General features: G+C 44.6%; 28 protein-coding genes, 1 other RNA gene and 2 pseudogenes. 10 read left to right on the forward strand and 21 right to left on the reverse strand.

Annotated features, from left to right (window positions below; all coding sequences use genetic code 11):
- Nucleotides 1-151 precede the first annotated feature (151 nt).
- The 9 genes and pseudogenes from NSQ16_RS17475 to secG form a co-directional block, all read right to left on the reverse strand.
- Nucleotides 152-553 (reverse strand): YvaD family protein, encoded by a 402-nt coding sequence (locus NSQ16_RS17475; protein ID WP_017695155.1) that lies wholly within the window; start codon nt 551-553, stop codon nt 152-154.
- Nucleotides 550-909: a multidrug efflux SMR transporter gene (locus NSQ16_RS17480; RefSeq protein WP_032722522.1), complete on the reverse strand. Its 360-nt coding sequence runs from the start codon at nt 907-909 to the stop codon at nt 550-552. The genes NSQ16_RS17475 and NSQ16_RS17480 overlap by 4 nt, the downstream gene beginning before the upstream one ends.
- A complete protein-coding gene (locus NSQ16_RS17485) occupies nt 906-1,478 on the reverse strand; it encodes a TetR/AcrR family transcriptional regulator (protein WP_217011538.1) in 573 nt (190 codons plus the stop codon). The genes NSQ16_RS17480 and NSQ16_RS17485 overlap by 4 nt, the downstream gene beginning before the upstream one ends.
- Before the next feature lie 109 nt (nt 1,479-1,587).
- Nucleotides 1,588-2,380 (reverse strand): annotated as a pseudogene (locus NSQ16_RS17490) (SDR family oxidoreductase).
- Between the two features lie 182 nt (nt 2,381-2,562).
- Nucleotides 2,563-2,925, reverse strand: a transfer-messenger RNA (tmRNA) gene (ssrA, locus tag NSQ16_RS17495).
- Between the two features lie 176 nt (nt 2,926-3,101).
- The gene (gene smpB / locus NSQ16_RS17500) at nt 3,102-3,572 is read right to left on the reverse strand and encodes an SsrA-binding protein (protein ID WP_003220025.1); all 471 of its coding nucleotides are present in this window, start codon (nt 3,570-3,572) and stop codon (nt 3,102-3,104) included.
- A 144-nt stretch (nt 3,573-3,716) separates the two neighbouring features.
- Nucleotides 3,717-6,056, reverse strand: a complete 2,340-nt coding sequence (gene rnr / locus NSQ16_RS17505) for a ribonuclease R (protein WP_003228386.1) — start codon at nt 6,054-6,056, stop codon at nt 3,717-3,719.
- 18 nt (nt 6,057-6,074) lie between these two features.
- Entirely contained in the window at nt 6,075-6,815 is a 741-nt protein-coding gene (locus NSQ16_RS17510; protein ID WP_230488658.1) for a carboxylesterase, read from the reverse strand.
- Nucleotides 6,816-6,946: 131 nt separating this feature from the next.
- The gene (secG, locus tag NSQ16_RS17515) at nt 6,947-7,177 is read right to left on the reverse strand and encodes a preprotein translocase subunit SecG (protein ID WP_003220028.1); all 231 of its coding nucleotides are present in this window, start codon (nt 7,175-7,177) and stop codon (nt 6,947-6,949) included.
- A 148-nt stretch (nt 7,178-7,325) separates the two neighbouring features.
- Here secG and NSQ16_RS17520 point away from each other — a divergent pair, with 148 nt between their 5' ends.
- A complete protein-coding gene (locus NSQ16_RS17520; protein WP_230488657.1) occupies nt 7,326-8,096 on the forward strand; it encodes an alpha/beta hydrolase in 771 nt (256 codons plus the stop codon).
- A gap of 39 nt (nt 8,097-8,135) precedes the next feature.
- Here the strand turns inward: NSQ16_RS17520 and NSQ16_RS17525 are convergent, their stop codons facing one another.
- On the reverse strand, nt 8,136-8,369 hold the full coding sequence (locus tag NSQ16_RS17525; RefSeq protein WP_009968172.1) for a helix-turn-helix transcriptional regulator: 234 nt from the start codon (nt 8,367-8,369) through the stop codon (nt 8,136-8,138).
- Nucleotides 8,370-8,520: 151 nt separating this feature from the next.
- Here NSQ16_RS17525 and rghR point away from each other — a divergent pair, with 151 nt between their 5' ends.
- The 4 genes from rghR to NSQ16_RS17545 all read left to right on the forward strand — a co-directional run bounded on the left by rghR (nt 8,521) and on the right by NSQ16_RS17545 (nt 11,623).
- Nucleotides 8,521-8,928 (forward strand): transcriptional repressor RghR, encoded by a 408-nt coding sequence (gene rghR, locus NSQ16_RS17530; RefSeq protein WP_003220034.1) that lies wholly within the window; start codon nt 8,521-8,523, stop codon nt 8,926-8,928.
- A gap of 29 nt (nt 8,929-8,957) precedes the next feature.
- Nucleotides 8,958-9,377 carry a helix-turn-helix transcriptional regulator gene (locus NSQ16_RS17535; protein WP_230488656.1) on the forward strand — a complete coding sequence of 140 codons (420 nt, stop codon included), beginning with the start codon at nt 8,958-8,960 and terminating at the stop codon, nt 9,375-9,377.
- A 91-nt stretch (nt 9,378-9,468) separates the two neighbouring features.
- Entirely contained in the window at nt 9,469-9,795 is a 327-nt protein-coding gene (gene catR, locus NSQ16_RS17540; protein WP_003242888.1) for a catDE operon transcriptional regulator CatR, read from the forward strand.
- A 127-nt stretch (nt 9,796-9,922) separates the two neighbouring features.
- Nucleotides 9,923-11,623, forward strand: a complete 1,701-nt coding sequence (locus NSQ16_RS17545) for a methyl-accepting chemotaxis protein (RefSeq protein WP_230488655.1) — start codon at nt 9,923-9,925, stop codon at nt 11,621-11,623.
- Nucleotides 11,624-11,661: 38 nt separating this feature from the next.
- Here the strand turns inward: NSQ16_RS17545 and opuBD are convergent, their stop codons facing one another.
- Genes opuBD through opuBA form a run of 4 tightly spaced genes read right to left on the reverse strand, consistent with a single transcriptional unit; the run spans nt 11,662 to nt 15,106 of the window.
- Nucleotides 11,662-12,342 (reverse strand): choline ABC transporter permease OpuBD, encoded by a 681-nt coding sequence (gene opuBD / locus NSQ16_RS17550; protein ID WP_230488654.1) that lies wholly within the window; start codon nt 12,340-12,342, stop codon nt 11,662-11,664.
- A 16-nt stretch (nt 12,343-12,358) separates the two neighbouring features.
- Complete coding sequence (gene opuBC / locus NSQ16_RS17555) at nt 12,359-13,279, reverse strand: osmoprotectant ABC transporter substrate-binding protein (RefSeq protein WP_230488653.1); 921 nt, start codon at nt 13,277-13,279, stop codon at nt 12,359-12,361.
- Nucleotides 13,280-13,290: 11 nt separating this feature from the next.
- Entirely contained in the window at nt 13,291-13,944 is a 654-nt protein-coding gene (gene opuBB / locus NSQ16_RS17560) for a choline ABC transporter permease OpuBB (RefSeq protein WP_003228370.1), read from the reverse strand.
- Between the two features lie 16 nt (nt 13,945-13,960).
- A complete protein-coding gene (gene opuBA, locus NSQ16_RS17565; RefSeq protein WP_187956595.1) occupies nt 13,961-15,106 on the reverse strand; it encodes a choline ABC transporter ATP-binding protein OpuBA in 1,146 nt (381 codons plus the stop codon).
- A gap of 283 nt (nt 15,107-15,389) precedes the next feature.
- Between opuBA and NSQ16_RS17570 the strand changes: the two genes are divergently transcribed.
- Nucleotides 15,390-15,923: a GbsR/MarR family transcriptional regulator gene (locus NSQ16_RS17570; RefSeq protein ID WP_230488652.1), complete on the forward strand. Its 534-nt coding sequence runs from the start codon at nt 15,390-15,392 to the stop codon at nt 15,921-15,923.
- Between the two features lie 31 nt (nt 15,924-15,954).
- Here NSQ16_RS17570 and opuCD read toward each other — a convergent pair whose 3' ends face one another.
- Genes opuCD through opuCA form a run of 4 tightly spaced genes read right to left on the reverse strand, consistent with a single transcriptional unit; the run spans nt 15,955 to nt 19,396 of the window.
- On the reverse strand, nt 15,955-16,629 hold the full coding sequence (gene opuCD / locus NSQ16_RS17575; RefSeq protein WP_015714713.1) for a glycine betaine/carnitine/choline/choline sulfate ABC transporter permease OpuCD: 675 nt from the start codon (nt 16,627-16,629) through the stop codon (nt 15,955-15,957).
- A gap of 17 nt (nt 16,630-16,646) precedes the next feature.
- On the reverse strand, nt 16,647-17,558 hold the full coding sequence (gene opuCC / locus NSQ16_RS17580; RefSeq protein WP_230488687.1) for an osmoprotectant ABC transporter substrate-binding protein: 912 nt from the start codon (nt 17,556-17,558) through the stop codon (nt 16,647-16,649).
- A gap of 19 nt (nt 17,559-17,577) precedes the next feature.
- Complete coding sequence (opuCB, locus tag NSQ16_RS17585; protein ID WP_003228349.1) at nt 17,578-18,231, reverse strand: glycine betaine/carnitine/choline/choline sulfate ABC transporter permease OpuCB; 654 nt, start codon at nt 18,229-18,231, stop codon at nt 17,578-17,580.
- A gap of 22 nt (nt 18,232-18,253) precedes the next feature.
- Complete coding sequence (gene opuCA / locus NSQ16_RS17590) at nt 18,254-19,396, reverse strand: osmoprotectant ABC transporter ATP-binding protein OpuCA (protein WP_003243370.1); 1,143 nt, start codon at nt 19,394-19,396, stop codon at nt 18,254-18,256.
- 263 nt (nt 19,397-19,659) lie between these two features.
- On the opposite strand from opuCA, the gene opcR reads away from it, so the two are divergent.
- The gene (gene opcR, locus NSQ16_RS17595; RefSeq protein WP_003228345.1) at nt 19,660-20,217 is read left to right on the forward strand and encodes an opuC operon transcriptional regulator OpcR; all 558 of its coding nucleotides are present in this window, start codon (nt 19,660-19,662) and stop codon (nt 20,215-20,217) included.
- Between the two features lie 17 nt (nt 20,218-20,234).
- On the opposite strand, the pseudogene NSQ16_RS17600 reads toward opcR, so the two are convergent.
- Nucleotides 20,235-20,869: pseudogene (locus tag NSQ16_RS17600) on the reverse strand (NAAT family transporter).
- Between the two features lie 149 nt (nt 20,870-21,018).
- Here NSQ16_RS17600 and NSQ16_RS17605 point away from each other — a divergent pair.
- The gene (locus NSQ16_RS17605) at nt 21,019-21,633 is read left to right on the forward strand and encodes a PH domain-containing protein (RefSeq protein ID WP_003228342.1); all 615 of its coding nucleotides are present in this window, start codon (nt 21,019-21,021) and stop codon (nt 21,631-21,633) included.
- Between the two features lie 132 nt (nt 21,634-21,765).
- Complete coding sequence (locus NSQ16_RS17610; RefSeq protein ID WP_160221819.1) at nt 21,766-22,464, forward strand: zinc ribbon domain-containing protein; 699 nt, start codon at nt 21,766-21,768, stop codon at nt 22,462-22,464.
- A 35-nt stretch (nt 22,465-22,499) separates the two neighbouring features.
- On the opposite strand, the gene NSQ16_RS17615 is transcribed toward NSQ16_RS17610, so the two are convergent.
- The gene (locus NSQ16_RS17615) at nt 22,500-24,317 is read right to left on the reverse strand and encodes a zinc ribbon domain-containing protein (RefSeq protein ID WP_230488651.1); all 1,818 of its coding nucleotides are present in this window, start codon (nt 24,315-24,317) and stop codon (nt 22,500-22,502) included.
- 125 nt (nt 24,318-24,442) lie between these two features.
- On the opposite strand from NSQ16_RS17615, the gene NSQ16_RS17620 reads away from it, so the two are divergent.
- Complete coding sequence (locus NSQ16_RS17620) at nt 24,443-24,904, forward strand: GNAT family N-acetyltransferase (RefSeq protein ID WP_021480624.1); 462 nt, start codon at nt 24,443-24,445, stop codon at nt 24,902-24,904.
- Nucleotides 24,905-24,948: 44 nt separating this feature from the next.
- On the opposite strand, the gene eno is transcribed toward NSQ16_RS17620, so the two are convergent.
- Nucleotides 24,949-26,241, reverse strand: coding sequence for a phosphopyruvate hydratase (eno, locus tag NSQ16_RS17625; RefSeq protein ID WP_003228333.1), 1,293 nt, complete (start codon nt 26,239-26,241; stop codon nt 24,949-24,951).
- Nucleotides 26,242-26,245 lie beyond the last annotated feature (4 nt).

Raw genomic sequence — 26,245 nt, forward strand, 5'->3', positions numbered from 1 at the left:
TTCAATGAATGTGTAGAACTTTTCCCGTTTCTTCGCTTTAGTATGCCCAAAAACGCGGTTAGCTTCTCAATTGGTGCGCCCGATAAAAAAACAGAGACTTATACCGTCTCTGCTTCATTACATCAGTTTATTATCATAAAAGCGGCACCTGTCAGGACTGTTTTGTCCTTCTGCCTTCCTTTAAGAGCAGGTGAATAAAAAATAAAGGATAAATCAATAGATACCCATTAAACAGCCACCACACAAGATCAAAGTCCCTGCTGAATGTCCAGAATGATAGCGCCTGCAGACCTGAACAACAGGTCAGCACAAGAGAAATCAGCGCCATCAACTTCCAGTCAGCACGATTCACCCGCTGTAGGTACAAGCTGTACAACCCTGTGACAGAAATCAGGATATCCAGCGGAAAAAAAGACCAGTTCCAAGCGATCATAAACGGATGGTCATGATGTTTAAAAGCCCAGCTTTCCGGTATGAGCGAAAATCCGGCTGACAGCCAGTACAAGATAAAACCGATATCAGTCACGAGAAAAAACAGCTTCATATATCTCATTTGTACTGCCCGCTTTTATGTACCGGCTCAGACACCGCAGCATGCTCGATCAGGTTTAAAGACACAACACCGGCAATAATCAATCCAATTGAAATGACTTTCATGACACTAAAATGTTCTTGAAAAAACAAAAAACCAACGACTGTAATCAGGACAATTCCCATCCCTGACCATACAGCATAAGCAACTGATACATCAATGGATTTAAGCGTAAGCGTCAGAAAGAAAAGACTCCCTCCATAAAAGAAAATCAACAGCAAACTGGGAATAAGCTTTGTAAAACCAGACGATAGCTTCATGCTGACAGTTCCCGCAACCTCAAACAAAATCGCCAAGCATAGAAACACCCAATTCACGTCGCATCAGCCTCCTCATCAGCTGTTATACCGTTAAACAAAACATCTACAATTGATTCAAGCACCTCTCCTGTCGTGAACTGATGTTTCAGCGGATATTCAGGGTCATACACTTGATTGATGCTCCCTATATACATGTGAATAAACAGGTCCGGATTGATGTTTCTGATTCTCTTTTGCTGCTTGCACTCGTTTAATAATGCTAGGACAATGGCCCATTCTGCCTTAATAAACGTGTCTAATGTAAGCCACGCATCGTAATGGTATTTCTTTAGTTCATTTAATAATCCCATGTTCAGCAGATCCATCCCCTGCGGAAGGCTGATCAGCATTTTTTTCACCTTTTCAAGCACATTTAAACTTTCATTTTCATAGATGTCTCTTTCCATTTGCTTCATTTCGGCTAAAAATTGTTCGACAACCGCCTCAACAAGCTGATCTTTAGATGAATAATATGCATAGAGCGTCCGTTTGCTCGTTCCCAGCGCTGCAGCCAAATCATTCATCGTAAATGAAAATCCTTTTTGCTTGATCAGCCGGAAAGTTTCCGCCAGAATTCTTTTATCCATATTAATCCCCCGCTTTCGGTACCAAGAAAACTATTTCGGTACCAATATTATACGGCAGAAATTTATGGAAATCAACAATATATAAAAAACCTCTCCTGTTGGGAGAGGTTTAAAAGACACTGCGGACCAAACCGCCGTCCGCCCGAAGTGCCGCGCCATTGATCGCAGAGGAAAGCGGGCTGCTTAAAAATGTAACGAAGTGGGCGATTTCTTCCGGACGGATCAGTCTTTGAATAATAGATGTCGGCCGGTTTTCTTTCATAAAACGTGCCTCAGCTTCTTGAACAGTCAGGTTTTCACCAGGATACAGCGAGTTCAGCATGGTTTCCACACCCTCTGTTAAGGTAGAGCCCGGCATGACGGTGTTGACTGTGACATTCGTGCCGGTTGCCAGCTCCGCCAAACTGCGGGAAATGGACAGCTGCATCGTTTTTGTCGCACTGTAATGGGCCATTTCCTGTGACGGCATAATCGCCGCTTCACTGGCAATGAAAATCACACGCCCTTCTTTTTTCTCTATCATGTTATGCAAATACCTGCGTGTCAGCCTTACACCGCTCATAATATTCACTTCAAAAAAACGAAACCATTCATCGTCGGGAATATCAAAGTACTCCGCCGGTTCAAAAATCCCTAAATTGTTGACCAAAATATCAACCTCTGGATATGCCTGAAACAGCTCATTGCAGCCTTCTTCAGTTCCCAAATCAAATGCGGCCGGATAAAACCGCTTCAGCATGTTGTGTTTTCAGTTCATCTATCGTCTGATTCACTTTCTCTTCCCGGCGTCCGTTAATGATCACTGCCGCACCTTCTTCAGCTAACGAAGAGGCAATAGCTTTTCCGATCCCAGATGTCGAACCGGTCACCAGTGCGGTTTTTCCTTGTAAATTCAGCTTCATTATTCATCCCTCCGTTTTTGATTCCTCTTATTTATTGACAGAAATCTGATTGGTGAAACATCTGCTCTGCAATCAGTATGAAACAGCTGGGATTGAAATGGAAGTACGCACTTTTTGGTGCCTGTGGTTTGGAGAAAAAATAAAGCAGAACCTCTTAAGAGGTTCTGCTTTATTGTCAGTATGTATGGAGACGGTGGGAGTCGAACCCACGTCCAGAAACATCGATTACTTAAGCGTCTACGAGCGTAGCCTGCATATTTATGGTTTCACTCATCTTCTTGCCTGCGGGCGGGCCTTCCGAGAGCTAGTCTGTTCATCTCTTCTTACGTTCTCAGACAGGAACGCAAGCGTAGCCTACTTGGATGTGCTCTTCACAGACACATAGGCAATGTCAGGAAGAGCTCGCTGCGCTTATTAGGCAGCTAATGCTACGTTTTGGTTAAAACTGTTAGTTTTGCCAGTTATATTTAAGTGCGTGTTTACGAGATCGCCTCTCGGCTCGCAGCTCAAGCTCGATCCATCCCTGTCGAATCCGTAACGTCCCCTTGGTATAAGGGAAATACGGGAGAAAATATCAAGCTCTCACTCAAACTGGCTATAGTCTTATTATAACATGATCACGGCTCTTTCCAATTGTCAAATCCTTCAAATGAATGGCGTCGTGATCTGATCGTGAACACAGTATAGCACAGGCCTGATTTTCGAATCAAGCACTATGCCTTTAGAAGCCTTTTTGACTGTCTCTGAACGCTCTTTCGATTTCCCGCTTCGCGTCCTTGCGCTTCAGGTCTTCCCGTTTGTCATAGTTCTTCTTCCCTTTTCCAAGGCCGAGAAGCACTTTGGCAAAGCCGTTTTTTAAATACAGCTTCAGCGGAACGAGAGAATAGCCTTTTTCCTTTGTTAACCCGATCAGCTTATTAATCTCCTTGCGGTGCATTAACAGCTTTCTTGTCCGGAGCGGATCGTGGTTATAGCGGTTTCCCTGCTCATATGGGCTGACGTGCATATTGTGGAGAAACACTTCTCCCCGTTCGATTTTGGCGAAGGAATCTTTAAGGTTTACGCGGCCGGCGCGAATCGATTTGATTTCGGTTCCTTGCAGAACGATGCCTGTTTCATAGGTTTCTTCTATAAAATAATCGTGGTTGGCTTTCTTATTTTGAGATAATACTTTTCCTGACCCTTTTGGCATGCCAGAACCTCCTCTCTCTAAGGAAAAACTGTCCACCTTTTGCGATACGCTCTATTTTACCAAATGTCACGTACCGCTACAATGAAAAGCTGTTTCCGAAAGAAAGCAAATAGAGCGCTGCGACCCTATTTGCTGGTTGAGCTGCTATTTCTTCTTTTTCCGTTTCTGTTTCGGAGCATTCTGGAAGCCGCGTTTTTTCTTTTTCTTCTTCGGCTTAGTGAACCACTCCCCTTTTTCCTCAGACGGAGCTGGAGAAACAGGTGTATTGGTGCTTTGAACACGTTTTCTGGCAGGCTTTCCGCGTTTTCTGCTCCGGCTGCTGTCCAATTCTCTCGGACGCCGCGGAGTGCCCTTCATGCCGACAATTTCAAAGTCGATATTGCGCTCATCTTTATTGACATCGACAACCTTGACTGTGATTTCATCCCCGATGCGGAAGACGTTGCCTGTCCGCTCGCCAATCATTGCGAAATGCTGTTCGTCAAAGCGGTAGTAGTCATCTGTCATAAAGCTGACATGGACGAGTCCTTCAATTGTATTCGGCAGCTCGACGAACATTCCGAAGTTTGTCACAGAGCTGATCATGCCGTCAAACTCTTCACCGATTTTATCAAGCATGTATTCCGCTTTTTTCAGATCATCCGTCTCACGCTCGGCGTCAACTGCACGGCGCTCCATTGATGATGTATGTTCGGCGATATCCGGCAGGCGTTCAGCCCACTTTTCCTGTGTCGCTTCATCGACTTTGCCGTTGATCAAATACGTTCGGATCAGACGGTGAACGATTAAGTCCGGGTAACGGCGGATCGGCGATGTGAAATGCGTATAGAATTCCGTTGACAGACCGAAGTGCCCCAAGCTTTGCGGGTCGTATTTCGCCTGTTTCATCGAACGGAGCATAACAGTAGATATAACCGTTTCCTCTGGTCTGTCACGTACAGCGTCCAGAATGCTTTGCAGCGCGCGCGGATGAATATTTCCCGCCGTTCCTTTCACCACATAGCCAAATGTCGTCACAAACTCTAAAAACTTTTGCAGCTTTTCAGCATTCGGCTCTTCGTGAATCCGGTATATAAACGGGACGTTCATCCAATGGAAATGCTCTGCCACTGTTTCGTTTGCCACAAGCATAAATTCTTCAATCAGCTTCTCGGCGACAGAGCGTTCTCTGATCACAACGTCTTTAACCGCTCCTTCGTCATCAACAAGCACCTTTGCTTCTTTGAAATCAAAGTCAACGGCGCCGCGGTCCATCCGCTTATCGCGAAGAATTTGGGCCAGGCGCTCCATGTCTTTGAACATCGGAACAAGAGGCTCGTATTTTTGCTTCAGCTCTTCATCATCGTCAACAAGAATTTTATTCACATCTGAATATGTCATTCTTTCCGTTGTTTTGATGACACTTTGGAAGATCTCGTGCTCTGTCACCTGTCCTTGACTGTTAATTGTCATTTCACAAGAAAGCGTCAGGCGGTCAACCTTTGGATTTAAGGAGCAGATGCCGTTTGACAATCTGTGCGGAATCATCGGGATGACACGGTCAACCAGATACACACTTGTCCCTCTTTCAAGCGCTTCTTTGTCAATCGGCGAGTTTTCGGTTACGTAATGGCTGACATCAGCTATGTGAACGCCAAGCTTGTAGCTTCCATCATCAAGTTTCGTCACGGTAACTGCATCATCCAAATCCTTCGCATCCGCACCATCAATGGTGACAATCACCTGGTCACGGAGATCACGGCGGTCTTTCAGATCTTTTTCATCAATCGTGTCAGGCGTACTTGATGCCTGTTCCATCGCGTCAGCTGGAAATTCTCCCGGCAGGCCGTGCTTATGAATGACCGATAAAATATCAATGCCCGGGTCGTTTTTGTGGCCGAGAATGGTTTCAACCTCACCCTCTGCGTTCATGCGGCCTTCAGGATAGCTCGTCAGCTTGACAACAACCTTATGCCCTTCCGCAGCTCCATTTTTCCCATTTTTCGGAATGAAGATGTCACTCGTGATTTTTTTGTCGTCCGGAATGACAAAGCCGAAGTTTCTCGTTTCTGTATACGTGCCGACAACCCGCTGAATCGCTCTTTCTAAAATCCGTATGACGGTTCCTTCCTGCCTGGAGCCGCTTGACTGTGAATTCAGACGCACCATGACGATATCGCCGTTCATTGCCGTATTTAGCTCATTAGGCGGAATAAACACATCACTTAACGACGTATCCTCAGGCAGCAAAAAGGCGAATCCTTTCGCATGGGCTGAAATCTTTCCTTTTATTAAATTCATCTTCTCCGGAATGCCGTAACGGTCGCTTCTCGTCCGTACGATAAGGCCTTTTTCTTCCAAGGCGACTAACGCTTTGACGAGCTCTTTAAACTCCTCGGCTTCCGTAATATTTAACATCTCCTCAAGTTCCTGAACGGTCAGAGGTTTGTACGCCTCTTCCTTCATAAACGAGAGAAGCTTTTCCATAAATGCTTCTTTTTCCATTATCCGACCTCCTGTTGATTACCAATCGAGCTTCTCTAAAAATTCATACACATCCTGATGGACGAGGTCACGTTCTTTGTCGAGTGTAATGACATGCCCTGATTCCTCGTACCATTTCAGCTGTTTATCATCAGTTTCCACTTCGTTGTAAATAATATTGGCGCTTTCGGTATTAATCATGTGGTCATGACGGGCCTGCACCACAAATGTCGGTGAATAAATCATATCGACATTATTCCGCACATCAGCAATTAAGTCTTGCAGCGCCTTGAGGGTATTCATCGGCGTTTTTTCGAATTCTTTCATTTCCTCTTCAATTTGCTCAGGGCTTTTCCCCTCAAACTTTTTGTAATTGCGAGCGTATGAAAGAACGCCTTGATACATGACCTCTTCACTCTTAATATGCATCGGTGCGCACATTGGGACAATTCCCTTTATGGGTACAGTGTAACCCAATTTCAGCGAAAAAACCCCGCCAAGCGACAGTCCGCAGGCAGCAATGCTCTCATAGCCTTCAGATTTTAAGTATTCATAGCCATCCATTACGTTTTTCCACCAGTCTTCGGGCCCCGTATGTACAAGTTCTTCAGGCGGGACGCCATGTCCTGCATATTGAGGCGCGTGGCACGTATAGCCGCGTTCATTCAAATATCGTCCCAGCATCCTTACATCCGCTGTATTGCCTGTAAAGCCGTGCAGCAAAAGCACCGCTTTGTCTCCGCCTTTAAATGTAAATGGTTTTGGTGTCACAACTTTCATGCTCATGTCTCCCTTTCTATCTGCACGATCATTTTAGTTTTCCACAGTTTAATCAGAAAAAAACGTTTTGAATATCATCCAGAAACGTGAAAAAGGCCTGACTTCACATCAGACCTTATACAAACATTGCCCTATAGGATATAAGCAAGCGCAATCGTTAACACGAAAAACAAGACTGCCAGCACTACCGTAATGCGGTGCAAAATTAAATCAAGACCTCTTGCTTTTTGTTTCCCGAAGAGCTGCTCCGCTCCGCCTGAAATCGCACCAGATAATCCGGCGCTTTTACTGGATTGAAGCAAAACGACAATAATAAGTGCAATGCTGACGATAACCAATAAGGTAATCAAAACTGCGTGCATCCCATACACCTCCAGACTCACTGGCTACATTACTTCTATTTTACATGAAAAGGGTTGGCATGTCACGCTGTATCAGACGCCAAAAGGCCGGATAAGACGTTTTATCTTGGTTACCCTATTCATATGAAAAGGTCAAAGGAGAAAAGCGATGCCGCTTATCAGCATAGACAGCAGGAAACATCTTTTTTATGAAGAATATGGACAGGGAATCCCTATCATTTTTATCCACCCGCCGGGCATGGGACGCAAGGTTTTTTATTATCAGCGCCTTCTATCCAAGCATTTCAGGGTGATTTTTCCCGATTTAAGCTGCCACGGTGATAGTGATCACATCGATCAGCCAGCGTCTATTTCCTATTACGCAAACGAGATCGCGCAATTCATGGACGCTTTGGACATTGATAAAGCTGTGTTATTCGGGTATTCTGCCGGAGGCTTAATCGCGCAGCATATCGGCTTCACCCACCCGGACAAAGTGTCACACCTTATTCTGTCCGGCGCCTACCCCGCTGTTCATAACGTAATCGGCCAGAAGCTGCACAAACTGGGAATGTATCTGCTTGAAAAAAACCCCGGTTTGCTCATGAAAATCCTCGCTGGCAGCCACACAAAAGACAGACAGCTTCGCAGCATATTAACAGACCATATGAAAAAAGCAGACCTGGCCCATTGGCATCAGTATTATCTGGATTCGCTTGGCTACAACTGCATTGAACAGCTGCCCCGCCTAGACATGCCAATGCTGTTTATGTATGGCGGCCTGCGGGACTGGACCTTTACAAACGCAGGCTATTACCGAAGATCGTGCAGACATGCCGAATTTTTCAGATTGGAATATCAGGGACATCAATTGCCGACAAAACAATGGAAAACGTGCAATGAGCTGGTGACAGGGTTTGTGCTGACACATCATTCATAGGAATAGAAAACGCTTGGCTTCCTTGCGTTTTTTGTTACTTTATTGACTTTTGTCAACAAAATCATAGTAAAAAAGATCCTCAAATTTCAAATTAAAATAGTGAAGCATTTTACCGATCACAAGCTGCCCCGGCCGTCTTTCTCCATTCAGCACGCGGCTCAGTGTGGCGGGTGAGACTCCGATTTCCAGCGCAAGCTGATTAAGGGAATAATCGTTATTAACCATATACTGCAAGACATAATCACGTCTAATCTGTATCTTTTCTACTGGCACTTTCCTCACCTTCCATTCCTGAAAAACTTTTTTCTATACTTTTACATTACGGCTTATGTTAACTTTTGTCAATACATTTCCAGTCTACCTATTCCCTTTAGTCAATAAACATACTAAAATATGAGTAACAGTGAGGGACGGGGTGAGATATATGGAAAGCTTTGGCGAACAATTACGGGCATTGCGTGAAGAGAGAAAGTTAACAGTCAACCAGCTGGCGACTTATTCAGGCGTAAGCGCGGCCGGCATCTCCAGAATCGAAAACGGAAAACGGGGCGTTCCCAAACCTGCCACCATCAAAAAACTGGCAGAGGCCTTAAAAATTCCTTATGAGGGGCTTATGTACAAGGCTGGTTACATCGAAGAAGTGCATGAAGCCAGGGCCCCTTACGAAACGAAGTGCAAGCTGCTTGAAAAAGCGGAGGCCTATGACCTGAAAAACCTTGCGCTTCTTGAGAACGAAAAGTGGCAATATCTCAATAAAGAAGATTTGCTCATGCTGGATCATTATTTTTCGTTTATTTCAGACGAAGCCAAAAAACGGTCTGCTGATGACTGACTCTTGATAGAAATGTGAGGCGATAGACCATGTCACCGTTCGGACAGCAATTACGGGAGCTGCGCCGCGCCCGCAAACTGACAGTGAATCAGCTTGCGGTGTACTCAGGCATCAGCTCGGCCACCATTTCAAAAATTGAAAACGGCAAACGCGGGACGCCAAAACCCGCCACGATTAAAAAACTGGCAGCCGTCCTGAAAGTGCCGTACGAAAACCTAATGGCCGCCGCAGGCCATATTCAGGCCTTTCCTGAAGAAATCCGCGAAGCATCAGAAAGCTATCAATCCATTTATGAAATTTACCAGACGGCTGTCACGCGCGGAGCGGAGCACCTCCCGATTTTCAATAGTCAAAAATGGGAACATCTCTCAAAGCAGGATATTGAAAATCTCAGCAAATACTTCGATTTTTTGTCTTCAGAAGCAAAAAAACGCGCCTCTTCCTCTTAATCCCCTGTTTCTCTTTCTATATTTTATCAATCACGCTTGCATACCCTCCCTCGTTATTTGCGTTATAATAGTGACAGACGAGGTGAAAAGTATGAACCAATCAGAAATGTGTCCTAGATTTGAAAAAGCAGTCGACATCTTAAGTAAACGCTGGGTCGCTTTAATCGTATTTCAGCTCTTGAACGGGTCTCAGCGATTTAGCGAAATTGAAGCAGCACTTCCAAATCTAAGCGGCAGAGTTCTGTCAGAACGGCTGAAAGAACTTGAGCTTGAAGGAGTAGTGAAGCGGGATGTCATCCCTGAAACTCCGGTTCGCATCGAATATTCATTGACTGATAAAGGAAAGGCACTGGCACCCATTTTAGGTGAGATTTCTAAATGGGCGACTGAATGGATTGACCCTTCCTTTCTTGACTAATTGCTAAAACGGTTCTGATCTCAAAGACGAGAAAAGAGCCGTTTTTTATTTTTTCCCAGGTAAAAAAACGATTTCTCAGCCGATATATAGTACATCCACACATTACGTTTTTAAAGGAGACCACTATATGCGACTGACGATTTCCCGCAAATTCAGCCTGGTATTTTTGACACTGATCCTGATCAATTTACTTGTAGGCGGAATAGGCGTTCTTAATATGCAGCATATCATTCAAAAAACAGATGAAATCAACACAAAATGGATTGACGGCATCAAAGGAATCACTTCAATTAATTATGTAACCGAGCACCTGTCTTCTAAAGAAAAGGACTTTCTGATTTATACAGACAAAAGCAAAATGGATACACTTGATCAAGAAATGAATCAAATCATGGAAGACATTAACCAAAAGCTCGATAACTACGAAAAAACGATCTCCACTGATAAAGAGCAGAAACTGTTCGAGCAGCTTCAAACTGAAGTGAATACCTATATGGATATTCATTCGCAAATTATCGAAAGCGGCCGCACGAATGACATGGACAAAGCAAGAGGTTTATTGGTTCAGACTGAGGCCAGCTTTGAGGATATGAAAAAAACAATCACTCAGCTTGTTGACTTAAATCAAGAAGGCAGCAACACAGCGGTAAAAGAAACGAAGGCCGTCTATCATAAAGGGCTCATTTACACTGCTTTGCTTGCGACAGCATCGATCCTCATCAGCATTTTCATCTGGCTTTATATCACGCGAAACATTGTAAAGCCTATCATTCGCATGAAGGAATCTGCCAATCATATTTCCGAAGGCGATCTGTCGAACGATATGGAGCTGCTCAACTCAAAAGACGAGCTGGGTGATCTGAATGAAGCGCTGCAAAAAATGGTAGGGAATCTGAGAGATATTGTCGGATATTCTAAAGACATATCAAGCCGGGTTCTTTCTTCTTCACAGGTGCTTGCAACCGCAACGAATGAAACAAGATCCGGCAGCAAACATATTACTGAAACGATGAACGAAATGGCTGAGGGCTCTGAACAGCAGGCCCAAGACGCGGTGACGATTGCCGAATCGATGAATGAGTTCACTGAAAACATTGATAAAGCCTATAATCACGGCATCACAATCAGCGATACGTCTCAAAACGTTCTCGAACTCGCAGTAAGCGGAAACGAAAATATGGCTACGTCATTACAGCAAATGAAAACCATCCATCATATTGTTCAAGAAGCCGTGCATAAAGTGAGATCACTGGAACAGCATTCTCAGGATATCAACAAGCTCGTTCAAGTCATCAACGGAATTGCCGAGCAAACGAATTTGCTGTCCCTTAACGCCGCGATTGAAGCTGCCCGCGCAGGAGAAAGCGGCAAAGGCTTCGCCGTTGTGGCAGAGGAGGTCAGAAAGCTGGCTGACGGCGTTTCTGATTCCGTGCAGGATATTACCCGGATTGTAGGCGGGACACAGCAGGAGATCCACACTGTCATTACGTACTTGGAAAGCAGCTTTACAGAAGTCGAAAAAGGAACGGAAAACCTGACAGACACCGGGCAGGCTATGCGGCATATCAAGCAATCCGTCACTCACGTTGCAGACAGCATTAAGGAAGTAACGGATGGCTTGAAGCAGTTAACAAACCAATCGATTACGATCAATCAATCGATTGAAAATATCGCTTCTGTATCCGAAGAGTCGGCCGCCGGCATTGAAGAAACATTTTCAATAACCGAGCAATCCGCCCATTCGATGGATCAAGTGCTTCAAAATGCTGAAGAGCTTGAGCAGCTGGCCAATGAGCTTAATGAGAAGATGGGTCAGTTTACGATTTAAATAGAAAAAGAGGCTGGACTCCAGCCTCTTTTTCTATTCTATGCAGCTGATTGAACGTGTTTCGCCCAAGTTCTTTTTTTCTTCACCGGACTTAATTCCCGCTCCAGCCAGGCCATGAGCAAATCCGCCCCTACCGCCATCACCGCAGTTGGTATCGCTCCGGCTAGAATAATTGCAGTTCCGTTTGTCGCGTTTGAGCCGCGGACGATCATGTCCCCGAGTCCTCCGGCACCGACAAATGTGCCGATCGCTGTAATTCCGATGGCAATGACGAGAGCCGTGCGAAGGCCCGCCATAATGACAGAAAGTGCGAGCGGGAGCTCAACCATTCTGAGTACTTGGAATTTCGTCATGCCCATTGCTTTTCCCGATTCTAAGTAGGCATGCTCAATACTGATAATGCCTGTGTACGTGTTTCGAATAATCGGCAGCAGGGAATACAGAAATAATGATAGAATCACGGTATTTGCGCCGAGCCCCATAACAAGCATTAAGACGGCCAGCATAGCGAGCGCCGGGATTGTTTGAATAACGTTTGTTACTGCAAACACCCAGGCTGACAAACGGCGAAAATGCGCGATGAGGATTCCGGCCGGAACCCCGACGACAGCGGCAAATAAAACGCCGTAAGCCGACATGAGAAAGTGGCGGCCGAATTCATCCATGACGTAACTGCCATTCTGCGCGTAATACGTCATTAACTGTTCAAGCACGTTCATTGACCTCTTCCCCCTTTCACGATTCGAAGTAGTGATGTTTTTCTAAATATTCCTTGGCAACGACAGACGGTTCTTTGAGATTGCCGTCGACTTCATAGTTAAGCTCCTGCATCGTGGCTGTGTCGATTTTTCCGAGCATTTTCTTGATGATGCCTTCAAGCTCAGGATGTTCTTTGAGCACCTTTTCCGGAACAACCGGAGAACAGTCGTACGGCGGGAAAAATTGTTTATCATCCTTTAGCATTTTGAGACCATAGGACTTGATTCTTCCATCGGTTGAATACGCAAGCACAATGTCCATTTTTCCGCTTTTCACCGCGTCGTACACAAGGCCGATCTGCATCGGATACGTGCCGCCGAATGTCATGCCGTAGGTTTTCGTAAAATCCTGATAGCCGTTTCCTTTGAGCTTCATCCAATAGTTATCAACGCCCAGCTTTAATTGCGGCGCCCATTTTTTAACGTCTGATACGGTCTCTAAATGGTATTGGTCGGCCAGCTCCTTGCTGACTGTAAAGGCATATGTATTATCAAACCCGTAGGAGTCATACCACTTTAAATCATATCTTTTTTTAAACTCCCGCTGAGTAAGCGCCAGCGCTTTGTCCGGATCTTTTTCAGGTTCCATTCTCAGCGTGCCTGTCAGCGCGTCTCCCGTATATCTTGTGGCGGCAATGTCGATTTCCCCGTTCATTAAAGCCTGCTGCTGCACCGCGTTGGAGCCAAGATTTTTAATCGTTGTTGTTTTGAGATCTGTATGGTGTTCGATCAACTGACCAAGCATGCTGGCGATGATTTCTGATTCGCTCATGCTTTGCGCGCCGATTTTAATGGTCTGGTCTGCAGCAGCGCTGAGACCAGGAAGCGAACATCCGCTCATCGTCAGCGTTGCCACAAGTGCTAAACCTATCATTAATTTGAGATATTTTCTTTTCATGAGCCGCCTCCTTATGACAATTCCTTCAATCTCTGCATGCCGGCAGGTGTCAGTTTTCGTTCAGCAACTGCCAGCACATAATCAATCACAATTGCCAATATCGTGACAGGTACCGCGCCCCCGATGATATATTCCGGCTGATATAAATTCAGTCCGATAAAAATGTAATCACCCAATCCGCCGCCTCCGATAAAGGAAGCAAGCGTGGCCCAGCCGATTAAGTAAATCGTCGATGTTCTGATTCCCGCCATGATCACTGGCGCGGCAAGCGGCAGCTCCACCAAGCGGACTTGTTCAGCCGGCGTCATTCCGATGCCTTTGCCAGACTCGAGCAGATTTTTGTTGACGCCGCGAATGCCGGTATACGTGTTGCGAAGAATCGGCAATACGGAATAGAAAAACAAAGCCACAATGGCCGGAACCTTTCCTACACCAAGGAGCGGGATAAAAAAAGCGAGGATGGCCAGACTCGGCAGCGTCTGAATGATATTGACAATGCCGATAATGGTGCCGGCTCCTTTTTTCATTCTGGTAAGCACAACCCCGAGGGGGACGGCAACCAGCACACCTAAGATCACAGCAATGAGCGATATCGTAATATGCTCGTATGTTTTATAAAGAAGCTCGCCCCCATTGGTTTGCAAAAATTGAACAATATGATGCATGACTTATCGCCCCTCCCTATGACAATGCTGCGAGCTGCTTTTCTTCTCCCCAGAGGGAGTCATACACGATGTCGACCAGACTTGCCCTCGTCACAATTCCGATCAGGCGTCGATCTTCATCCACAACGGGAACATATTTGACACCCCGTTTTAAAATTTTGCGGACCGTGTCGCGCAGCAGTGTGCCGCCCAGTACTGTGTATATATCTTCATGTAAAACTTCACTGACGAGATTGGCCTTTTTCCGGCATTGATCAATGATTTCAACATCGACATAGCCTTGCAGAACGTGCTCGTCATCGACGACCAGCAATGAATCGACCCGTTCCTGCCTCATCAGCTGAATGGCCTCAGAAAGCGTTTTATCCGCGGTGATCGTTACAGGCTGTGTGTTCATAATCTGGTCAACCCGTTCAACATCCGGGCTGGATGACTGAATCAGCCGCTCCTTGCCGATAAATTCCTCAACAAATTCGTCTGCCGGATTTCTTAAAATGTCATCGGGCGTTCCTACTTGAACGATTTCTCCCGCTTTTAAAATCACAATCCGGTCTGCCAGCTTAATCGCTTCATCCATATCGTGGGTAACAAATACGATGGTTTTATGTAAGGTTTTTTGCAGTTTTTTAAATTCTTCCTGGAGGGAATCCCTCGTAATCGGGTCGAGTGCCCCAAACGGTTCATCCATTAAGATAAGCGGCGGCTCCGCGGCAAGTGCCCGTAATACACCAATACGCTGCTGCTGCCCCCCGCTTAATTCATGAGGGTAACGGTCTAAATATTCAGGCCCCATATCGACCAATTTTAAAAGCTCACGCGCCCGTTCTTTCCGCTGCTGCTCCGGCCATTTCAGCAGTTTTGGGACGAGTGAGATATTCTGCTGAATGGTCATATGGGGAAACAGGCCGATCTGCTGAATCACATAGCCAATTTTGCGCCTGAGCTCTACAGGATCCTGGTCCATGATGTTTTCGCCGTCAATGAAAATCTTTCCGGCGGAAGGCTCAATTAATCGGTTAATCATTTTCATTGTTGTCGTTTTTCCGCAGCCGCTCGGCCCGATAAAGCAGATAAATTCGCCTTTTGCAATCTTAAGATTTACGTTGTTCACAGCTTTTTTGCCGCCCTTGTATGTTTTCGAGACATTTTCTAATGTCAGCAAACATCGCACCTCCAAAATTAAGTTTATTCAATTTGTTCAGTTTAAATTTAATTTTTCAGACAATTGAATGCTTCCCATTATAGAATAAAGTTTATAAAATAAAAAGTTTACAATTTGTTCATATTATTTATAAAGTATGTGTAAACGCTGATTTACCCGCATTGACGTGTGTTGATCTCCTTATTGCTCCAATTTCCTGCCAAATTCTCTTTTGACAGCATTTTCGCCGTATCAAAAATGTGGTATATTGACATCGGAATTGTTAGCTGAAAGGATGAAACCGTTGGAGAAAGATCCGTTAACGATCATTGAACAAGCCGAGGACCATTTTATAGAAAAAATCGCGGAAAACATGCATGCATTTGGAATGCCCTCTACCGTCGGACGTGTGCTGGGCATTATTTATATGAATCGAAAACCGATGAGTCTTACGGAATTATCTGAGGCCACCGGCATGAGCAAAACACGCATGAGCCAGGTAGTGCGGGAAATGCTTGATGCCAACATTGCCGAGAAGGTATTCGAAAAAGGCGTGCGAAAAGATTTATATGAGGTTGAGCAGGACTACTATCAAACATTTATCACGCTGTTTTCAGCCACCTGGAGCAAAGTCGTCAGCAAAAACAAAATGATGCATAAAAAACTCAATCGGGAGCTGCTTAGCGTGTTGGATGAAGAGCTTACTCCTGAAGCGGAAGAAAAAGTGAATGAGCTGCTGAAGGAATTAAAGGAATGGCTCGATTATTATAATTGGCTCAGCCGTTTGATTGAGTTTTTTGAGAGCGAAGACATTTTTAAATATGTGCCGAAGCCGTAAAAAACGCCCTGTCATTACAAGGCGTTTTTTCTTATGCGGCACCTGCCAGATTTTTCTTCTTTCTCTTTTTAATCGGGCTTAATGCTCGTTCAAGCCAGCCCATGACCAAATCGGCAATCACCGCCATCAGAGCCGTGGGGATCGCTCCCGCTAATATAATCGCGGTTCCGTTTGTGGCGTTTGATCCTCTAACGATGATGTCCCCGAGACCGCCAGCACCGACAAATGTCCCGATGGCCGTAATGCCGATGGCAATGACAAGCGCGGTGCGCAGGCCGGCCATTATGACAGAAAGCGCAAGCGGAAGCTCGACCATCCGCAGCACTTGAAATTTTGTCATCCCCATTGCTTTTCCCGATTCAAGATAGGCGTGCTCAATACTGATAATCCCTGTATACGTATTTCTGATAATCGGCAGAAGAGAATACAGAAATAATGACAATATCACCGTATTAGCGCCCAGCCCCATGACAAGCATCAGCACGGCGAGCATGGCGAGAGCCGGGATGGTCTGAATGACGTTCGTGACCGCAAAAACCCATCCGCTTAATCTTCTGTATCTGGCTATCAGGATGCCGAGCGGAATTCCAACAATGGCTGCAAATAAAACGCCGTACACCGACATCAGAAAATGGCGGTAAAATTCCTGCATCACGTAACCGCCGTTTTGCGAATAGTATGTGCCAAGCTGCTGTAGTACTTCCATATGATTCACCTCTTTTCTTAGTCAAAATAATGATGTTTCTCTAAAAATTCCTTTGCTACAACAGACGGCTCCTTCAGCTTGCCATCCACCTCATAGTTAAGTTCCTGCATCGTTTCTGTGTCGATTTGCCCAATCAGCTTATTGATCACACCTTCAAGTTCCGGATGCGCCTTAAGCACCTTTTCCGGAATCACCGGTGAACAGTCATACGGAGGAAAGAAACGCTTATCGTCTTTTAAGATTTTCAAGTCATAGGCTTTAATCCGTCCATCCGTTGAATAAGCCAGAACGGCGTCCATTTTCCCGTTTTTGACTGCGTCATAGACAAGCCCGATCTGCATTGGATAAGTTGTGCCGAATTCAAAGCCATATGTGCTGACAAAGCCTTTATACCCGTCGCCTTTTCGTTTCAGCCAAGCATTGTCGACGCCTAATTTATATTGGGAAGCATTTTTTTTTAGGTCGGACACGGTGTTAATATGCTCCTTTTCCGCAAACTTTTTTGTTACGGTGAAGGCATATGTGTTATCAAAGCCGTAGGAATCAAACCATTTATAGGAAAAGCGCTTTTGAAACTCGTTCTGCACAATGTTCAGCGCTTTTTTCGGATCTTTCTCCGCTTCCTTGCCGAGGGTGCTTGTTAAATCTGTTCCGGAATAGCGCGTGGCTGAAATATCAATGTCACCGCCCAGCATCGCTTGGTGCTGAACATAGTTTGAGCCGAGGTTTTTCACTAAAGCAGTATTCAAATCTGTATCATGTTCAATAAGCTGCGCGATCATATTCGCTACAATTTCTGATTCTGTCATGCTCTGCGCCCCGATTTTGATCGTATCGTCAGAAGCGCCGCCTAGACCCGGCAGAGAGCAGCCGCCTAGCAGCATGACAAAGACGAAAGCAAACGCGCCCAGCCATTTGATTTTTGTCATTTTCAACAGTGCCAACTCCTTACGAAACTTCCTTCATCCCTTGCAAGCCTTTCGGCGTCACCTTTCGTTCTGTCACGGCCAGCACATAATCAATAATAATTGCCAGAATTGTGACAGGCACGGCACCGCCAATGATATATTCAGGCTGGTATAGGTTCAGGCCGATAAAAATATAGTCCCCGAGGCCGCCTCCTCCGATAAACGACGCAAGTGTCGCCCAGCCAATTAGGTAGATCGTTGATGTGCGGATTCCCGCCATGATGATGGGAATCGCCAGCGGAATTTCAACGAGCCGAATCTGCTCCCAGCCGGTCATGCCAATCCCTTTCCCCGATTCCAGGAGGTTTTTATTTACACCTTTAATGCCGGTATACGTATTGCGCAAGATCGGCAGTACCGAATAGAAAAATAAAGCGACAATCGCAGGCACTTTTCCTACGCCGAGAAGCGGAATAAAAAAGGCTAAAATCGCCAGACTCGGCAGGGTTTGCACAATGTTTACGAAACCGATAACCGCACCTGCGCCTTTTTTCATTCTGGTAAGAGCAACGCCGAGCGGCACTGCAACGATAATGCCCAATACAACGGCTATGAGTGAAATATATAAATGCTCTCCTGTTTTATACAACAGCTCTCCGCCGTTCGTTTGCAAAAAAGTCATCATTTGATTCATCTTAAAAGAGCTCCTCCCCTGGTCAGATCGTCATGAGCTGGTTTTCCTCGTCGCCCCAAATGGAATCGTACACGATATCAACAAGGCTCGCTCTTGTCACAATCCCTGCTAAATGGTTCTGTTCATCGACCACCGGAACATACTTGATCCCCTGCTTCAAAATTTTTCGGACTGTATCGCGAAGAAGCGCCCCTTTTTGAACGGTATATATATCTGAGCGGTATACATCGCCAACGATGCTCGCTTTTTTGCGGTTTTGATCAATCATTTCCACATCAACATAGCCCTTCAGCACATTTTGCCGGTCCACAACGAGCAGCGAGTCAACACGTTTTTCTCTCATCAGCTGAATCGCCTGAGAAAGCGTTTTGTCCGCAGATACCGTCACCGGCGTTCTGTTCATCATTTGCTCTACCCGCTCGATATCCGGTCTTGACTGAATCAGGCGCTCTTTCCCGATAAATTCTTCAACAAACTCATTTGCCGGGTTTCGAAGAATCTCATCAGGTGTGCCGACTTGAACGATTTCTCCCGCTTTTAATATCACAATCCTGTCAGCAAGCTTAATCGCTTCATCCATATCGTGGGTTACAAACACAATCGTTTTGTTTAAGGTTCTCTGCAGTTTTTTGAATTCTTCCTGAAGGGAATCACGCGTAATCGGATCAAGCGCTCCGAACGGTTCATCCATTAAAATGAGAGGGGGTTCCGCTGCCAGGGCGCGCAGCACGCCGATTCTCTGCTGCTGTCCGCCGCTGAGCTCATGCGGATAACGGTCTAAATACTCCGGGCCCATATCCACAAGCTTTAACAGCTCGCGTGCCCGTTCTTTCCGTTTTTCCTCAGGCCATTTCAGCAGCTTTGGTACGAGTGAGATGTTCTGCTGGATGGTCATATGGGGGAACAAACCAATCTGCTGTATCACATAGCCGATTTTTCTCCTCAGCTCAACCGGGTCCTGTTCCATAATATTTTCTCCGTCGATAAAGATCCTTCCAGACGATGGTTCTATCAGTCTGTTGATCATCTTCATCGTTGTCGTTTTTCCGCAGCCGCTCGGGCCGATAAAACAGATAAATTCACCTTTTGCAATATCTAAATCAATGCTGTTCACAGCTTTTTTGCCGCCTTTATATACTTTTGACACTTGTTCCAATTTCAGCAATCCGTGCACCTCCGCAGGTTTCCTTTAAATTTTCTGAAAAGTATAATCCTTATTATAGTTTGAACTTTGTAAAATAAAAAGTTTACAATGTGTTGAAATTATATGTTATTTATAGATTATTTATTGTTATGACCGAGACGGAAAGGGTGTTCTTACAATTACGCCGGATACCTCCCACTTCCTCTGCATTCAGCTATTTTCAACACCAGGAAGAAATATGATATATTGACACCATCAATTGCCATTTGAAGGGATGATCAGCTGTGAAAAAAACCGCTCTCGACATCATTGAACATGCTGAAGAGCATCTCATTGAAAAGATTGCCGAAAATATGCATACGTTTGGAATGCCTTCAACTGTCGGACGTGTGCTCGGAATTATTTATATGAATCGAAAACCAATGACCTTAAGCGAGCTCTCTGAGGCAACGGGCATGAGCAAAACACGGATGAGCCAGGTTGTCCGGGAAATGATCGATGCCAATATCGCCGAAAAGGTGTTTGAAAAAGGCGTACGAAAAGACCTTTATGACGTCGAGCAGGATTATTATCAAACCTTCATTTCTTTATTTGCGGCGAATTGGACAAAGGTCGTGAGCAAAAACAAAGTGCTGTATAAAAAATTAAACCGGGAGCTGAGTGATCTTTTACAAAGGGACGGGCTTACCCCGGAAGCGGAAGAGAAAGTCAATCAGCTGCTGAATGAATTAAAAGAATGGCTTCATTACTATGATTGGCTGAGCAGGTTGATTGAATTTTTTGAGAGTGAGGAAGTCTTTCGGTACGTGCCAAAAACAAAAGAAAGCAGCTCTCTAAAATAAGGGAGCTGCTTTTTGCATCATGAGGTTAAGATCGGAAACATGCCTTTCAGCCCCGCACCAATCATCCCGACCGCAACCACGGCTAAGATTAATCCCATCAGTCTGGTAATCACATTCATCTCGGTTTTTCCGAGTTTGCTGCTGATAAAAGCAGAATAGTGGAAAAAGAGAAAGGTCAGGGCAATAACGGCGGCTATGCCGATCGTGACAGCCGCATAATGACCAATGCCGCTATGACCGGCGGAAAGGCTCATCACTGTTGCAATCGTTCCGGGCCCAGCAATGATCGGAATGGATAAAGGTGTGACTGATATATCCGCTTTTTCCTTGCTTTCCTTATGTTCATCATGGTGAAGAGATTGCACGTGTGATTCTTTCGCATTCAATAGATTATAGGCAATGCCGAAAATGAATATGCCGCCCGCCACTCGGAGCGCGTAAATGTTGATATCAAACAGTTTAAAGATAAGATGACCGAAAACCAAAAAAGCTGCGAGAATAAAAAAGGATAAAATAGCTGCCTTCCGGGCAATCGCTTTTCTTTCCGCTGCAGTATAGCCTTCTGTCAGCGTCAGAAATATCGGTACGTTTCCGATCGGATTCGATACTGCGAATAAAAAATGAAGACGTGAACGATAAATGAGAACATCATATACCTCCTTGTTGATAGTCTCTGCACAGGAAATAGAATTATTCTCCACCCTTTTACCCGGAGGCGATTTCCCGGTAAACCTTTATAGCATGTCAGAAACGCGCCATGCTACAATGAAGTGACAAATTGAATAGGAAGGACGTATACAGATGTTCAAAAAAATTGCGGCAGATGCCTTGGGCTTATCTGATATCGGAAAAATTATCGAACCTCAGGACTATGACAAAACAGACGCAGATGACTATGTCATGCATGAAGATAATGAGAAAATTTATTTCTTGATTAAAACAAAAGCAGACGAGTATTGCTTTACGAACCTGGCCCTGATCCATGTGGACGGCGAACGCGCCACTTCCTCAAAACGAACGTTGAAACGCTATCCTTATTCGCAATATAAAATCTCTGACGTTTTTCTTGAAACTGCCGGAAAAGTGGATTTGGATGTTGAAATTAAGTTCAAGCTGGGCGGTGAACAATTCGACATTGATGTCCACAAAGACCAGATTGAAAAGTTAAAAGACCTTTATAAAGCACTGCTTCGCATCGCTGAAACAACCTATGAAAATGACATTTTAATCAATCAAGCGGAGCAAAGCTTAGATAAAGCAGTGACGATTCTTCACCATACCCGCCCTGAGCACGTCAATATTGAAACGCAATACAAAGAGCTGACCGAATTCGGATTTACTTGGCTGACATCCGTTCGCTCGCAGTATCATATTAAGGATTTTGGAGATGTATTTGAGAAATATATGAATAACTAGCATAAAAAAAGACACAGCTGCTATCGGGCACGTGTCTTTTTTTGTATGAATATTGATTACTTTACAACTTTTTTCTTTTATAATAAAACTATTAGTCTATTTTCCCTATATTACAGGTAAAGGAGTTATTTTATGTATTGTCCTCAATGCGGCCATCAAACAGATGGCGGAAATTTTTGTGAGAAATGCGGATCACCGCTCTCCGGTCAATCAGGCCACCAGCATGCAGCTCAAACTGGAACCGCTGCAAAGCAAGCAGCAAAACAGTTCGGTTCATTTGTCTTATCCGTCCTGAAACGCCCTTATCAGGAATGTAAAGCAACAGGCGGAGAACAGCTGATCAGCGCAATCATTACGATGGTTCTTTTCAGTTTGCTGACCCCTTTGATGTTTTATATTCTTTTTTCAGACGGTCCCGGAAGCGTAAGCTTTACAGCAATCTTCTTAGAGCCAACCATTTATTTTATTTTATTTCTATTTGGCCTGCATGCATGCATCTTTTTCGCCCTGAAAATCGCGGGAAACCAAGTATCTTTCAAGGATTCATTCTCAAGATTCGGAGCGTTTCTCATACCGTTTACGGCTATTTTGATTCTTGCCCTTTTCTTCTTTTTATTACATACAGACATTTGCTTTACCATATTAGCCGTTGGTTTAATCGGTGCATTCTTCGCCATTCCTCCTGCGATGCTGGGCAGTTACCAGCATTCATATAAAGGGAAAATTGATGTCATTTACTCAACGATTGTGATTTATCTGATCATCTGCGTTACATTTCAGCTTATTATCGAACACTATGTCAAAGAAATTTTCCGTTATATGCTCTTTTAAAAACAACCCCATCACCTGCTGGTGATGGGGTTGTTTTATTGAATAGACGTTAAGTAAATTCTTCCGTTCTTCACTACGCCGGTATAAGTCCAGTTATATGTTCTGAGCTTTGGACTGCCGCCTGATTTTGTGATATAGAATTCTTCATACGTCTTAATCGTGATAGCCGACCCATTTTGGCTCCAGCTTTTCACTTCATAGTTATTAAAGTCTTCTGTTGTCCCCTCTTTATTTAATTTCGACACGAGATGCTGCTGGTCGGAATAAAGGGAACTGCCTTTTTCAAGGCTGTCTTCCATCAGTGAGAAATTATTTTGATTCACGGCATCTGCCTGACTTTGCAGATAACTGCCCATAAATAATGTCACTTGTTCATCTGTAACATCGCCGCTTGCAGAGCTTTCACTGCCTTTGTTTTTCGAGCCAGCCCAGGCGGAAGTGTATGTCTCTGGTTTATCATTTTTGATTTTCTTTATATTTGTGCCTGCAGATTGGAATGTTGATTCTGCATCTTCGAAAATCCACTTTTTCTGTTTTTTATCATATAAAAGAAGATATTCATAACTCGGACTTTCGTCAGTCATTTCAGATTTTGTATAGTCGTTATACGAAGAAGACTGGTGAAGTTCTTTTCCTGTTACCGATACCTGCCACGTTCCGTCGTTTTTCTGAGAGAGGGCAAATGTGTCCAGGTCAAAATCAGTTTCCAAGTATCTATCTTTTAAGTATGAATCCGCGCTTTTCATAGAATCGACGGTGTCCTTCGTCTCCGCCTTCCAATTGGCACTTGCCTCTGTCATCTGGGCTGTATTCCCATCAGATAGAGCTTTGGAGTATTGTTTTGTTGTTTTGACAATTGTGTTCATAATCTGTTCCTGTGTATCTTGATCAGGAATTAACGTTAACTCCATTTCTTTATCATCGATCGGAACGCCGGCAGTTTTTGTTTTTCCCCACGGAAATTCTGCCTCGACTGAAGCTGTCATTGATCCATCTGTCAGCAGCGGACCGTATGTTACGGATTTGAATGGGTCTTTATGAATCGACTTGCCGTTAATCAGCAAATCTCCCTTCCCGCTCTTGATGTCATCCGCTAAGCTGAATGTCACATCGTCTGCTTCCAATGAGAGATCAACACGAAAGCTGTTATCGCCAACCGCCTGAATGTCTTCCTTTTTCACAAGGTCAACGACATCGTTTTTCAGTTTGGCTGAGACTGTATATTCGCCGGGAATGTACGGACCGAGGGTTTGTGCTTGATCTGCTTTCTTTACAGATCCGGCTTCCTCTTTATTGACATATAGATCGGTATTTTTATAATTGCTGCTCACTTCAAAATAAACAGGTGCTACCTTTAAGTCATAATGATCAAATACCAGCAGGCTTTTCCCGTCTTTTTCTGCATATACGATATCCTTCTGGGCTGTTTCATCCCGCAGCGATGCAAAAAGTTCATCTTTTTTGTCTGGATGATCCTTCAAATATGTAAGAAACGGTTTTACATTATTTTTAGTGAGTTTAAGATTGTCATTTACCGGTGTAAGCAGAGTCGCGATTTGGTCCTGATCCCCATCATTTACGGCCTGTTCAAACTTGTCGACTAACCTATCCTTTGAAGTAAAATACGCTCCGGTTTTATATGCGGCGAATAATATAACGCACGCCGCGGCAATGCTGCTCCATAAAATGATGGTTTTCTTAGGGATCGGTTTTCGCGGAGCCTGCCTCGTTTCTGCAGTGCTAGCTGTTTCTTGATTTGCCTGTTTGCTGCCCCCTCCGACCGGGGTGCCGCATTGTTTACAAAACTTGGCTCCTTCATTATTCTGGGAGCCGCAATTCTTACAAAAAAACATGACTTTCCTCCTATTCTACTAATTTGATAACATTTACTGCTTTTCATATTTTATAATAAAACAGAATGAAATTGGGAACGAATGAAAAAATTAAATGTCTATCAGACTAAAAAGGTGGTACGAATATGCAAAAGCTCAGGATTGAATTAGGAGAAGAAACAAATGACGAACTATATGATCTATTGCTGCTCGCTGATCCATCGAAAGACATTGTAGATGAATATCTTGAGAGGGGAGAATGTTACACAGCTTGGGCCGGTGATGAGCTTGCAGGTGTTTATGTATTGCTAAAAACAAGGCCGCAAACAGTTGAAATTGTAAATATTGCGGTAAAAGAATCTCTTCAGAAGAAGGGCTTTGGCAAACAGCTTGTACTTGACGCCATTGAAAAAGCGAAGGAGCTGGGGGCGGACACGATTGAAATCGGAACGGGGAATTCGAGCATTCATCAGCTTTCCCTCTATCAAAAATGCGGATTCCGCATTCAGGCGATCGACCACGATTTCTTTCTCAGACATTATGATGAGGACATTTTTGAAAACGGGATTCAATGCCGCGATATGGTAAGGCTTTATTTGGATCTCTGAAAGCATAAAAAAGCCGCCGAGAGAAAATCCCGGCGGTCTTTTTATTACTTGTTTAAGTTGTAGAAAGAGTTGATACCGTGGTATTGAGCAGTTTCAGCCAACTGATCTTCGATGCGAAGAAGCTGGTTGTATTTCGCAACACGGTCCGTACGAGACGGAGCACCTGTTTTGATTTGTCCTGCGTTTGTTGCCACAGCGATGTCAGCGATTGTGCTGTCTTCAGTTTCACCAGAACGGTGAGAGATAACAGCTGTATAGCCTGCGCGTTTCGCCATTTCGATCGCATCGAATGTTTCAGTCAATGTACCGATTTGGTTTACTTTGATCAGGATAGAGTTGCCTACGCCGTTTTTAATACCTTCAGAAAGTTTTTTCGTGTTTGTAACGAAGAGGTCGTCACCAACAAGCTGAACTTTTTTGCCAAGACGCTCAGTAAGAAGCTTGTGGCCTTCCCAGTCGTTTTCGTCAAGTCCGTCTTCGATAGAGATGATTGGGTATTTAGAAACAAGCTCTTCATACCAGTCAACCATTTCAGCAGATGTTTTCACAACGCCTTCGCCAGACAGATGGTATTTGCCGTCTTCTTTGTTGTAGAACTCAGAAGATGCAGCATCCATAGCAAGTTTAACTTCTTCGCCAGGTTTGAAGCCGGCTTTTTCGATTGCTTCAACGATTGTTTGAAGCGCTTCTTCGTTAGAACCAAGGTTTGGAGCGAATCCGCCTTCGTCACCTACAGCAGTGTTTAAGCCTTTTGCGCTTAATACTGATTTCAGGCTGTGGAAGATTTGAGCGCCCATGCGAAGTGCTTCACGGAAGTTAGGAGCACCTACAGGCATGATCATGAATTCTTGAATATCCACGTTGTTATCAGCATGCTCTCCGCCGTTTACGATGTTCATCATCGGTACAGGAAGCGTTTTTGAGTTGAATCCTCCAAGGTATTGGTAAAGAGGAATCTGTAAGAAATCAGCAGCAGCACGCGCACAAGCCATAGATACGCCAAGGATTGCGTTCGCACCAAGTTTGCCTTTGTTTTCAGTACCGTCAAGCTCGATTAAAAGCTGATCGATTGCGTTTTGTTCAGTTACATCAAAGCCAAGAAGCTCTGGAGCAATGATTTCGTTTACGTTGTTAACAGCTGTTAACACGCCTTTTCCAAGGTAACGGTCTTTGTCGCCGTCACGAAGCTCAACCGCTTCGTATTCACCTGTAGAAGCTCCGCTTGGCACTAATGCGCGGCCGAAAGCTCCTGTTTCTGTATATACTTCAACTTCAACTGTTGGGTTGCCGCGGGAGTCTAATACTTCGCGTGCATAAACATCAACAATGTATGGCATGAGT

Source organism: Bacillus sp. PS108 (genome assembly GCF_037963335.1).
GTDB classification, from domain to species: domain Bacteria; phylum Bacillota; class Bacilli; order Bacillales; family Bacillaceae; genus Bacillus; species Bacillus subtilis.

Bases quoted from the DNA above. Each gene is read 5' to 3' on its own strand.
- NSQ16_RS17475 (WP_017695155.1), bottom strand. From the start codon at position 553: ATGAGATATATGAAGCTGTTTTTTCTCGTGACTGATATCGGTTTTATC.
- NSQ16_RS17485 (WP_217011538.1), bottom strand. From the start codon at position 1,478: ATGGATAAAAGAATTCTGGCGGAAACTTTCCGGCTGATCAAGCAAAAA.
- smpB (WP_003220025.1), bottom strand. From the start codon at position 3,572: ATGCCAAAAGGGTCAGGAAAAGTATTATCTCAAAATAAGAAAGCCAAC.
- rnr (WP_003228386.1), bottom strand. From the start codon at position 6,056: ATGGAAAAAGAAGCATTTATGGAAAAGCTTCTCTCGTTTATGAAGGAA.
- NSQ16_RS17510 (WP_230488658.1), bottom strand. From the start codon at position 6,815: ATGAAAGTTGTGACACCAAAACCATTTACATTTAAAGGCGGAGACAAA.
- secG (WP_003220028.1), bottom strand. From the start codon at position 7,177: ATGCACGCAGTTTTGATTACCTTATTGGTTATCGTCAGCATTGCACTT.
- NSQ16_RS17520 (WP_230488657.1), top strand. From the start codon at position 7,326: ATGCCGCTTATCAGCATAGACAGCAGGAAACATCTTTTTTATGAAGAA.
- rghR (WP_003220034.1), top strand. From the start codon at position 8,521: ATGGAAAGCTTTGGCGAACAATTACGGGCATTGCGTGAAGAGAGAAAG.
- NSQ16_RS17535 (WP_230488656.1), top strand. From the start codon at position 8,958: ATGTCACCGTTCGGACAGCAATTACGGGAGCTGCGCCGCGCCCGCAAA.
- catR (WP_003242888.1), top strand. From the start codon at position 9,469: ATGAACCAATCAGAAATGTGTCCTAGATTTGAAAAAGCAGTCGACATC.
- NSQ16_RS17545 (WP_230488655.1), top strand. From the start codon at position 9,923: ATGCGACTGACGATTTCCCGCAAATTCAGCCTGGTATTTTTGACACTG.
- opuBD (WP_230488654.1), bottom strand. From the start codon at position 12,342: ATGAACGTGCTTGAACAGTTAATGACGTATTACGCGCAGAATGGCAGT.
- opuBC (WP_230488653.1), bottom strand. From the start codon at position 13,279: ATGAAAAGAAAATATCTCAAATTAATGATAGGTTTAGCACTTGTGGCA.
- opuBB (WP_003228370.1), bottom strand. From the start codon at position 13,944: ATGCATCATATTGTTCAATTTTTGCAAACCAATGGGGGCGAGCTTCTT.
- opuCD (WP_015714713.1), bottom strand. From the start codon at position 16,629: ATGGAAGTACTACAGCAGCTTGGCACATACTATTCGCAAAACGGCGGT.
- opuCC (WP_230488687.1), bottom strand. From the start codon at position 17,558: ATGACAAAAATCAAATGGCTGGGCGCGTTTGCTTTCGTCTTTGTCATG.
- opuCB (WP_003228349.1), bottom strand. From the start codon at position 18,231: ATGAATCAAATGATGACTTTTTTGCAAACGAACGGCGGAGAGCTGTTG.
- NSQ16_RS17605 (WP_003228342.1), top strand. From the start codon at position 21,019: ATGTTCAAAAAAATTGCGGCAGATGCCTTGGGCTTATCTGATATCGGA.
- NSQ16_RS17610 (WP_160221819.1), top strand. From the start codon at position 21,766: ATGTATTGTCCTCAATGCGGCCATCAAACAGATGGCGGAAATTTTTGT.
- NSQ16_RS17615 (WP_230488651.1), bottom strand. From the start codon at position 24,317: ATGTTTTTTTGTAAGAATTGCGGCTCCCAGAATAATGAAGGAGCCAAG.
- NSQ16_RS17620 (WP_021480624.1), top strand. From the start codon at position 24,443: ATGCAAAAGCTCAGGATTGAATTAGGAGAAGAAACAAATGACGAACTA.
- eno (WP_003228333.1), bottom strand. From the start codon at position 26,241: ATGCCATACATTGTTGATGTTTATGCACGCGAAGTATTAGACTCCCGC.